Raw genomic sequence first — 9,319 nt, 5'->3', positions numbered from 1 at the left:
CCCCCCCGCGGCCGGGCCGTCTGAGCCCCCGCGCGGCTCCCCCGCCCCCACGCCCTTTCGTCTCCCCCCCCCCCCCACCCCCCCCCACAACACCCCCCCCCCCCCCCCGCCCCCCCCCCCCCCCCCCCCGGGCCTGTGGTCGGAGTGGTTCTATGGGGTGAGGCGATCAGGCGGCCGCGCGGCCCTCAATGACGTCGGCGCCGACCTCATCGGCGGAGACCTCTTCGAGATAGGCTCGGCTGTACGAATTGCTGGCGAGCCAGCGTTCGGCCGCCTCGCGATCCTTGGCGGGATAGAGCAGTTCCGGGCTGTCCCCGAGTTCCTGCAGGACGCGGACCATGCCGATCATGGAACGCTCCATGACCTCGAAACGCAGGTCGCTTTCAACGGACCATGTGCGCCTGACCGAGACGACGATGATGCCGCCCTGCCCGAAATCACCCGCATGCAGGGTGAAGTAAGCCGGCGAGCTATAGGTCGCGCGCTCGCGCGGCGGTTCCTTCCTGACCAAACGACCGACGCCGTTGCGGCTCTCCCAGGCGGCGAGCTTTTTGGTGAAGCGAGCCGGCGGTTTCGCGGTGCCGGAGCGGTACCGGATAACGCTCCCCAGAGGAGCGGATTCGTACACGATATGTGCGGACATGCGGGTTTCTCCATGTCGGAAAACGAAAAAGGGCCCGGCGGGAGTGCCGGGCCCGGTGCGAGCGTGAGGCCGATTATTTAGCGGCCTGGAGGTGATCCGCCTCGCCGCCGTCGATGGTCACCGGCTCATCGGAGGACGGATCCGCATCGTCGGCGAGGTAGGCCGGCAGCTCGGTGGCATCGCCGTCGAGAGCCGCCTCGTCCGACATGTCGCCGGCGATCGCATCGCCAGAATCGGTAGCAACTTCATCGACCTCAACGCGCAGCGGCTCGGGCAGCCAGTTCGACCGTTCGAGAAGACGCGCGGCCTCACGCGCCATGATGTCCTTCTGCATGTGGTCGATCAGCTGCGCGGAGTCTGCGCCACGAGCTTCACGGACAGCCTGTAGAATCCGCGCCTTGGTGAGCCGCCCGAGGAACTCGACCGTAGGCGTCCAGCCGGCGTTGACCATGTCGAACTGGAGCGAGCGGCCAAGCATGTCTGCATGCTCGAGCGCCTTCGGTCGCCTGTTCCAGGGTTCGACCACCGCATTGAGGGTCAGCGAGACGCAATGCGCGAACAGCGCCTTGCGGCTTGCTTCGTCGAGGCCGAACAGGAAGTCCCACAGGCCTTCCGCCTCATCGGGCAAATCGCGGTCCCAGGCTTCGTGCCGCTCGGCGATCTCCTTGGCCCAGGATGTCTCGGCAAGACCGTCGACCTGGCTGAAGCTGCCGCTCTTCAGGCTGATCTCCAGGCACGTGTCCGGCGCGAAGCGATAGAAGACCTGCAGGACGAAGGCATGGAGTGCGGCGATGATGGCGATGTCGACGTCACCGGCGAGCGCGTTGCGCAGTGCCAGCGTGCGCTGCGCGGTCAGGTCGAAGACGAGCCGATCGGGCAGTGGCTTGATGTCATCATCCTCGCCGTCGGCGCCAGAGGTGTCGTTCACCGGCTCGCGGTTGACGACAACACCATCGCCATCGTCGTCGCCATTGGATCGCGTTCCGCCGGCGGCGCCCCCTTCCTCGCCCACATCGACGTCGCCGGTTTCGGTCCGCGGCTCGTCCTCGGACCGCACGAAACCGGCGTCGACCTGGAGTTTGCCGTTCGCGGCAAGCGTAACGAACACACCGGCAATGGCCTTCTGGGCGGGATCGTAGGTTTGAGGACGATCATCGATCGCATCGAGCTCGGCACCCAGCTGGTCGAGCTTCGCCTCGATTGCTTCGTCGGCATCCTCGGCCTGGGCATAGTCCACATCCAGCTTGTCGTATTCGGCCTTCAGCGCGTCGTAGCGTTCGATCTCCTCGGCGCTGAGCTCCTGCGCCTCGGCGTAGATGCGCCGCATCCCGGAGGTGTGGCCATAGGGAAAGCTGATCGCCGCATCCACCCATTTCCAGCCTTCGGCGCGGATCGCCTCGGCATCCACCTTCAGCCTGTCGAAGACAAGCTGCTCGAGAAGTGCGGCATCCTGGAACCAGCCGCCGGAATCCTGCTCGAAGAGATCGCGAAGGATGACCCCGCCGGCAGCCTCATAAGCTTCGGCGCCGACATAGACGGCACGGCGATCATCGGCGCGAACGGTGGTCTCCGTCAGCAGACGCCTGATGTAATACGGTTCCTGCGTGTGCGAGCTGGAGATCCGCTCCCAGACCTGCTCCTGGCGCGCATGATCGTCGGAGATCGAAAACGCCATGATCTGTTCGAGCCGGATTTCGTCCTTCTCATAGAGGTCGAGAAGTTTCGGCGACACAGAGGCGAGCCTGAGGCGCTGTTTCACCGTCGCCGGCGACACGAAGAAGCGGGCGCCGATCTCGTCCGGATCGAGACCGTGATCGCTTAGCGTCTTGAAGGCACGAAACTGGTCCAGCGGATGCAGATCGGCGCGCCGCAGGTTTTCAGCAAGCGAGTCCTCTTCGGCCGAGGTCTCCTGCCTGCGGTTAACGATGCAGGGGATCGGCTCGTTCTTTGCCAGGCGCTTTTGCTTGATGAGGATACCGAGCGCGAGATAGCGACGACCGCCGGCCGGCACCTCAAACGTGCCGGTCTCCTCGCCCTCGCCGTCGAGCATCGGACGGACGTTCAGGCTCTGGATGAGCTTTCGCCGCCCGATGTCATCAGCCAGCTGCTCGATAGACACGCCGTCCTTGATGCGCCGGACATTCTTCTGCGACAGCCTGAGCTTGTCATAGGGAATGTTCTCCGCGGCGTTCATCGCGATCTTCTGAATGGCGTTCTTTGCCATGGTCAGGTTCTCCATGACGGGCGGCCGGGGCCTCTCCCCGAACCTCCAAGCCCGTCAGGAAACCTCCCCGCCCCCTCTGCCTCCCGTCGGGCGTCTGGCACGGACGCCGCCGGCTGCCGCAAAGCTTCGCTGGACTGCGGAAGGCAGAATGGCTATATATCTTCCACGAATGTGGAAGGATTATTGTCATGCCGGGGTTTAGCAGCGAAGTGCTCACCGTCAATGAGGCGGCGGCGGTAACGCAGGTGCCGCTCAAGCAGGTGCATCGCATCATCGATGCCGGATTGCTGCGCGGCCGTGTCGAGACACGCCGCGGCAGCCGCGTCATCATCGGAGCGGGTCTCGTCGGCCTACGCCTCGCCTGGCTGACGGCGGAGACGCTGACGCCTGCCGCGCGGCGGCGGATCGTCGAGCACGCCATTGCCGATGATGCTGCGCCCGTAGTCGCGGACGATCCGCTTAAGGTCGACCTGAAGCCGATCACTGCCGGGGTAAGGACCGGCCTCAGCCGGCTGAGGAAAGCCAAGGCCATGGTGGCGCGCGATCCAGCGGTACTTAGCGGTCAGCCGGCCTTTGTGGGAACACGCGTGCTTGTTCATGACGTTGCCGACATGCTCGCCAATGGCGATACTCCCGAGACGATCCGTGCCGCCTATCCGCAACTGACTCTCGACCGGATCAGGCTCGCGGCCGACTATGCGCTCGCCTATCCGCGGCGTGGCCGTCCGCCGGTCAAGCCGGCGTGGCGCAGCACGGCGGCGAAGTCGACACGCACAATCCGTCTCGACGATCTGCCGGCCGTTTCGTGAAATTCCTGATCGACGAATGCCTGAGCCCAGAGCTTGCGAAACTGGCGCGCGAACGGGGTTTTCCAGAGTCGAGCCATGTGCGCTGGCTGGGCCTCGCCGGCGCCAAGGACCATATGGTGACCCGGCGCGCGGTCGCGTCGCGCTCGACATGCTCGACGACATTCCGCCGCTCGCCGCCGCCTCCGCGCCATCACTGGGGTTGGTCGAGACGGTTCGCGTTCCTCCGAACGGCGCGCCGCCTGAACCCTGCAAAAGCCATCACCGCCGGTGCACGCACCGGCCGCAGGGCGGCTATGTGCTCGTCACGCACAACACGACCGACTTTCGCGGCCTCTATCGCCGCGAGGAGCTGCATGTCGGGCTGGTCGCCTTCAACACCGCCCCTGGCCTGATGAGCCTCGATCTCCAGCACAGGCTCTTTCATCTCGCCCTTTCCGAGCTCGGTGGGGAGGAGGCATGGAACGAAGTGCTGGAGATTACCGTGGATGTCGCGCGTACCATCACCATCGAACGGTTCAACCTCCCCGACTGACGGACCTCCGCGTTCGTTTCCTGCAATCGGGCTGCCAGAAGCCGCCGCTCGCAAACGAAAAAGCCCGCCGCGGGAGGAGGTGCGGCGGGCTTGATTTGGACGACAGCATTCGGGAGGAATAAATGCCGTCCCTGGTCGCCAAGGTCGGGAGGAGGTGACCCGGACGAAACTCGATATCGACAGACTACTCCCTTCCGCGCAGCCGAGAAACATTAATTGTGCATAGCAGCATTGCGATTTTGTGCGGCGCACACTTAGACTGAGAGATGTGTTTGCCAGACCGGCAGCGCAGGCCGTGTGCTGCGCCCCGCAGCGATGCACATGTTCGAAACTGGCGGCATCAGCAGCCCGGTGACGTTACCTACTCCCGCCGCGCGCAGCATTGCAGTATCATGCTGCCAGATCGAGAAGCTTCTTGGCCTTGCCCTCCATCTCCAGGCGAACATCCTGATGCGGCTTGTCGCGCGCCACCCGTGTAATGCCCTGCACGAAGTCGAAAATCGAGGCGGGCGGGTGCCCTTCCTCCGAAAGCACGGCATCGATGATCTTCGTCGTCTCCGCCTTGGAGAAGCCGCGCTTGCGCAGGAAGCTCTGGCGATCTTCGTCGTCCCGAGCGACGACACGCTCCCGCGAAGCCTTGATGCCATTGACGAACGGCATGGGCGAAGACTCCGCGAACTGGATCAGCGCTGGCTCGGCTTCCAGGGCAAAACGCGAGGCGGCATATTTGGAATGCCGGATAATGATTTCCTGGAAATCCTGCACGCCCCAGAGGCAACGATTCTGGCACACTGCACGTAGATAGAAGCTGGCGATTCCAAGCGTGCGGGCGCCGACCTCCGAGTTCCAGCAATAAAACCCCCTGAAAAAGACGTCGGGCGAGCCATCGGGCAGCTTGCCGGCTTCGATCGGATTCAGGTCGTCGACGAGGAAGACAAAGACATCACGGTCGGACGCATAGATCGTCGTCGTGGCATTGGAAATGTCGACATTCGGATTGTAGATTCCCGTTGACCAGTCGAGCACGCCAGGAATCTTCCAGCGGGTGTCGCCGGTACCGTTGCCGGCGATTTTTTGGACGGCCGCGATCAGCTCTTCATCGAAAATCCTGCCATAGTCCGGACCTGTAACCGCTCGCAGCTCGAGGCGTCCGTTCTCGATTTCCAGCGTCTTCACCTGCTCGGCGCGGCGGTTGAGGAGACCGTGCTGAAGGTTGATCGCCGCGAGCGGGGCCGGAAGCTGGCGCAGATAGGTGGCCGGTGCACCTACCAGGCTGGCGAGTTGGCCAAAACTCCAATGCGTGGGGGCAACTGGGGCAGGCGCATCGGGCAGCATTAACCTCAGGCGCTCCGGATCGTCGCGGCTGGCCTCGACGCGGATCAGCTCACTCTCGACGATGCGGGTCTTGCTGCGCTCCGACCGGGCCTTCACCGAATTCCGAAGGTCGGTGAGCGACAGGTATCGCTCATCCGCCGGCCGGTTGAACCATTCTGACGACACGCGGCCGATGCGCTGACCGCGGCTGACGTCGACCTTGTAACCGGCACGCTCGTTGCGGGTGGGCGTGTGAATTTCCATCTGTGTCATGGTTGGAGCTCCTCGGCGGGCGCCGGGAGACTCTCTCCCGGACCTTCACCCGCCACCGCAGCCCACCCACGCTCTTCCTCTGTCGGCATCCGCGCGCCACCAGAAGCGTCGGCATTGCCGAAGCGGCCGCGTTAGGGGCCGACACCAAGCACCGCCAGATCCGGCGCCTCGTCAACGTCCGCGAAGGCGGCGAAGCATGGCCTCCCCAGGATTTCGGTCTGACGCGGATCGATGAACTGGATGCGCCCCGAATATCCGGCGCTGACGACGGACTGGGCCAGCCGCAAGCCGAATGAGCCTTCCCTGCCGGACACCCCGGCAACCACCATGGAGCGGGTGTCCAGCATCGGTGCCAGACGGTGCTGTCCAAGTAGACCCGCGCGCGTTGTGGTTACCGCGTCCATGGCTACTTCCCCTTGAGCTCGGAATTGCGCTTTTCCGAAAAGGCGACGGCACCTTCGTTGAAGTCATCGGAGCGGAGCATGCGCTCGTAGTGCTGTAAGCCGCTTTTGCCCACCCATGCCTTGTGGCTTGCCTCATGCGCCGCCTCGACCGAGAGGTGTGCGGTGGCCCGAATGAATTGAAGGTCCGGTCATGATCGTTACCATGGACCGTCCACGACGGATGCCATCGATACGGCCGTCAGCACGATGGTGACACGGATGTCCTGAGGCACGGCACTCCCTTTCTCCCGCAGCCGGAGGCTGGCGCTTCATTAAACGAGCTCATTCTGGCGGCTTGACCGCCGCACCGGGTTTTGTTGTGATTACCCCACTGTAAGGGCAACCCAAAGAAAGCATGCCAGGGTTGATGACAAGACGTGGTTCGACTGGAAGCAATGGTTCCAGCACTTCGGGGTAAACGTGTCGGAAGGGGCTGCCGGGTCCTGTGTTCGACAACCACCTCATGATGAGGCAGGCTGCCTTGGCTGGCAGCGGAATAGCGTTGGGTCGGATTGGCACGGCGAGCGAACAGGTACGCCGCGGCCAACCGGTTGAGCTCCTGCCTGGGGAAGATCAACGCCCCGGTAACGTCTATCTTGTTTCGCTCAAAGAAACGCCGTGGAACAAAGCTGCCGCGCTTTTTGCAAACTGGCTCATGTCCATGCCTGGTCCGGCTTTCGATCCAGTTAGACATTCCACGACACGGAACAATGCGACCGTAGGACTTGAGAAGTTCTAGTTATCGCCCAACGGCAAACGCTGAAAAGTCGAAGGTATTCACATAATCGCGGAATGCGGCCTGCGCCTTGGACTGGTTCTTCAGGTTGGGAAAGATCAGCATCATTTCATAGGGTGGAATTTCCCAGCCCGGGAGCAACTCCACAAGGCGGCCGACCGCCACGGACGGCTGGCACACGTAAGCGGGAAGGAGTGCGACCCCGCCGCCCGCGATGCAGGATTGCAGCAGGAACCCCATAGAATCCGAGGTCGCAGCCGGCGGAGGCCGCAGGACGATCGGTGTGTCGTCTGACGAGAACACCCATTCGGGCTGCGCATCATGCACCAGGCAGCGGCGATCTAGAAGATCGGTCGGTTCCTGAAGAGGACTGCCAGCCGCCAGATAGGCTGGAGCGGCGACGAGAACCCGTTTAATCGAGGAGACACGCCGCACGATCAGGTCCTGACCTGTGGTCGTGCCAACGCGAGAAGCGAAATCAACCCGCTCGCGGATGACGTCGAGATGCCGGTTTGTGGCGATCAGTTCGACGGCGATGCGGGGAAACTGCGTGGTAAATCCGTGCAGGAAGGTCGGCATGAAATAGGTGGCAGTTACCTCTGGGCAGGTGATCTTCAGCGTCCCGACAGGCTGTTCCTTGAGATTGGTCAACGCCATGTCCGCGGCCGAGACCTCAGCGCGAACGCGGCGGCAGTATTCGAGATAGACCTGGCCGCTGCCGGTGAGGCTTACGTGCCGGGTGGAGCGATTGAGAAGCCGCAGCCCCAGACGTGCTTCAAGCTGGGCGATGCGCTGGCTGACAGTGGATTTGGGCATCCCGATCCGCCCCCCGGCGCGAGTAAAACTGCCCGTTTCGGCGACTTCGGCCAGAAGGATCATGTCGTCCACGCTGTACAAAGCGACGCATCCTCTCTCGTGTCGTTGCTCATTGTACAATAACACGGACAAAATTTCCGTATGATCGGAATTGTTGGAACGTTCTTGGCTCGGTAGCCTCGGCACCCGAAGCAGGGAACGCGAAAAATGTCGATCAGTCAGACGGCCCCCAAGGCGGACAGGGTGGGCATCGCCATTGCGGCGATGGTTTTCACGGACCTGACGCTTTCCATCGCGGATGCGATCATCAAGGTCACGATCTCGGACATGCCGCTGTCGCAGTTCATTTTCCTGCGGTCCTGCGTCACGCTGCCCTTGTTGATCTCGATCCTGAAATGGCGCTTTCCGCAGGTGTCGTTGCGCCCAGCCTATCCTGGCTGGGCCATCGTGCGAAGCAGCCTGCTTCTGTCGAGCCTGCTGATCTATTACGCTTCGCTACCGCGCCTCGATTTCTCGATGGCGGCGGCGGTCTATTACACGATCCCGCTGTTCATTACCCTTTTTGCGGCCTTCTGGATCAGGGAACCTGTCGGGGTGCAAGGTTGGGTCGGAGTCGCCCTCGGCTTCATCGGTGTGCTGCTCATGCAGAAGCCGCAGGCCGGCGACCTTGGCATCCATGCCGTGATGCCGCTGGTTTCTGCAATTCTCTACGCTCTGGCGATGGTGCTGACGCGCACCAAGAGCCGTGGCGAAAACCCCTTCGTTTTGGCGCTGATCTTCAACCTGATAGCGATCGTTCTCGGGGGCAGCGCTAGCTTGGCGACCGTGATGGCAGGGAGCGAGGGTGGACAAAGCCTGTTCATGGGCGCGTGGATTCCAATGTGCTGGACCCAATGCGCGCTGATCGGGCTTTTGAGCATGACGATGCTGATCGGCAGCGTCGGCACGGCCATCGCCTACCAGTTGGGACCATCCTCGATCATCTCGACTTGGGACTTTTCATATCTAGCCTTCGCTGTGCTATGGGGCGTCGTGCTGTTCTCGGAACGTCTGGATGCGGCTTCCATGCTCGGTATCATTCTCATCGCACTGGCCGGGATTATCGTCATCCGGCGTTAGCGGCGATATATTGGAGCACCGAGGCCGGATGATGGCTTCGGGCTCTTTGCTACTGTCGCAAAACTGCTTGACCTTCGCACGCTGCAAAAGTCTGCGATTCAATTTTGCCAAACTTGGGAAAATTGAGACATTCGGCATCAGGAGATGACAACGATCTCCCTTGAGACAGGTTGAGCGTGACGATTTGGAAAGACCCGTGGGGGGAAGACGTTCGGCCCCGCGTACGTTCGACGACTGCGCAGGAAGCGGCCAATGATGATTAGCACCTGGCCGAAACCCTCATCACCATCGCCGGCAGAGTAACATCAGCTGGGTCGAACGGTAGCCCGGATTCCGGTCGGCCACAATGAGGTCCGGCTTCGTGTCGAACAGGCTTCGATACAGCCCCAACGCCTGCCTCCACGCGTTCT

The 9,319-nt window shown here is 62.5% G+C and carries 8 protein-coding genes and 1 pseudogene; 4 read left to right on the top strand and 5 right to left on the bottom strand.

All coding sequences use genetic code 11. The features are described 5' to 3' along the window. Nucleotides 1-166: 166 nt before the first annotated feature. Both NKI79_RS32810 and NKI79_RS32805 read right to left on the bottom strand, forming a co-directional pair. A complete protein-coding gene (locus NKI79_RS32810; protein WP_352807406.1) occupies nt 167-643 on the bottom strand; it encodes a UCP036055 family protein in 477 nt (158 codons plus the stop codon). A 73-nt stretch (nt 644-716) separates the two neighbouring features. Then, on the bottom strand, nt 717-2,867 hold the full coding sequence (locus tag NKI79_RS32805) for a ParB/RepB/Spo0J family partition protein (protein WP_352807404.1): 2,151 nt from the start codon (nt 2,865-2,867) through the stop codon (nt 717-719). Nucleotides 2,868-3,055: 188 nt separating this feature from the next. Between NKI79_RS32805 and NKI79_RS32800 the strand changes: the two genes are divergently transcribed. The 3 genes and pseudogenes from NKI79_RS32800 (at nt 3,056) to NKI79_RS32790 (ending at nt 4,208) form a co-directional block, all read left to right on the top strand. Continuing rightward, entirely contained in the window at nt 3,056-3,676 is a 621-nt protein-coding gene (locus tag NKI79_RS32800) for a DUF433 domain-containing protein (RefSeq protein ID WP_352516226.1), read from the top strand. Beyond that, nucleotides 3,610-3,807, top strand: a pseudogene (locus NKI79_RS32795) (DUF5615 family PIN-like protein); the annotation flags it as partial. The gene NKI79_RS32800 and the pseudogene NKI79_RS32795, both read left to right, overlap by 67 nt. 17 nt (nt 3,808-3,824) lie before the next feature. After that, the gene (locus NKI79_RS32790) at nt 3,825-4,208 is read left to right on the top strand and encodes a hypothetical protein (RefSeq protein WP_352468595.1); all 384 of its coding nucleotides are present in this window, start codon (nt 3,825-3,827) and stop codon (nt 4,206-4,208) included. A 390-nt stretch (nt 4,209-4,598) separates the two neighbouring features. On the opposite strand, the gene NKI79_RS32785 is transcribed toward NKI79_RS32790, so the two are convergent. The 3 genes from NKI79_RS32785 to NKI79_RS32775 all read right to left on the bottom strand — a co-directional run bounded on the left by NKI79_RS32785 (nt 4,599) and on the right by NKI79_RS32775 (nt 7,862). Further along, the gene (locus tag NKI79_RS32785) at nt 4,599-5,795 is read right to left on the bottom strand and encodes a DUF932 domain-containing protein (RefSeq protein ID WP_352468590.1); all 1,197 of its coding nucleotides are present in this window, start codon (nt 5,793-5,795) and stop codon (nt 4,599-4,601) included. A gap of 131 nt (nt 5,796-5,926) precedes the next feature. Beyond that, complete coding sequence (locus tag NKI79_RS32780; RefSeq protein WP_031195148.1) at nt 5,927-6,199, bottom strand: CoA-binding protein; 273 nt, start codon at nt 6,197-6,199, stop codon at nt 5,927-5,929. A 778-nt stretch (nt 6,200-6,977) separates the two neighbouring features. Continuing rightward, nucleotides 6,978-7,862, bottom strand: coding sequence for a LysR family transcriptional regulator (locus tag NKI79_RS32775; RefSeq protein ID WP_352622032.1), 885 nt, complete (start codon nt 7,860-7,862; stop codon nt 6,978-6,980). A 135-nt stretch (nt 7,863-7,997) separates the two neighbouring features. Between NKI79_RS32775 and NKI79_RS32770 the strand changes: the two genes are divergently transcribed. Beyond that, nucleotides 7,998-8,909, top strand: coding sequence for a DMT family transporter (locus tag NKI79_RS32770; RefSeq protein WP_352622021.1), 912 nt, complete (start codon nt 7,998-8,000; stop codon nt 8,907-8,909). The last annotated feature ends 410 nt before the right edge of the window (nt 8,910-9,319 follow it).

It is taken from the genome of Mesorhizobium sp. M0340 (genome assembly GCF_040321535.1).
Classification (GTDB): domain Bacteria; phylum Pseudomonadota; class Alphaproteobacteria; order Rhizobiales; family Rhizobiaceae; genus Mesorhizobium.
This window is presented reverse-complemented; position numbering and strand designations above follow the sequence as displayed.

What these genes read in the sequence shown, in the direction of transcription:
- NKI79_RS32810 (WP_352807406.1), bottom strand. Translation starts at nt 643, where the DNA reads ATGTCCGCACATATCGTGTACGAATCCGCTCCTCTGGGGAGCGTTATC.
- NKI79_RS32805 (WP_352807404.1), bottom strand. Translation starts at nt 2,867, where the DNA reads ATGGCAAAGAACGCCATTCAGAAGATCGCGATGAACGCCGCGGAGAAC.
- NKI79_RS32800 (WP_352516226.1), top strand. Translation starts at nt 3,056, where the DNA reads ATGCCGGGGTTTAGCAGCGAAGTGCTCACCGTCAATGAGGCGGCGGCG.
- NKI79_RS32790 (WP_352468595.1), top strand. Translation starts at nt 3,825, where the DNA reads ATGCTCGACGACATTCCGCCGCTCGCCGCCGCCTCCGCGCCATCACTG.
- NKI79_RS32785 (WP_352468590.1), bottom strand. Translation starts at nt 5,795, where the DNA reads ATGACACAGATGGAAATTCACACGCCCACCCGCAACGAGCGTGCCGGT.
- NKI79_RS32780 (WP_031195148.1), bottom strand. Translation starts at nt 6,199, where the DNA reads ATGGACGCGGTAACCACAACGCGCGCGGGTCTACTTGGACAGCACCGT.
- NKI79_RS32770 (WP_352622021.1), top strand. Translation starts at nt 7,998, where the DNA reads ATGTCGATCAGTCAGACGGCCCCCAAGGCGGACAGGGTGGGCATCGCC.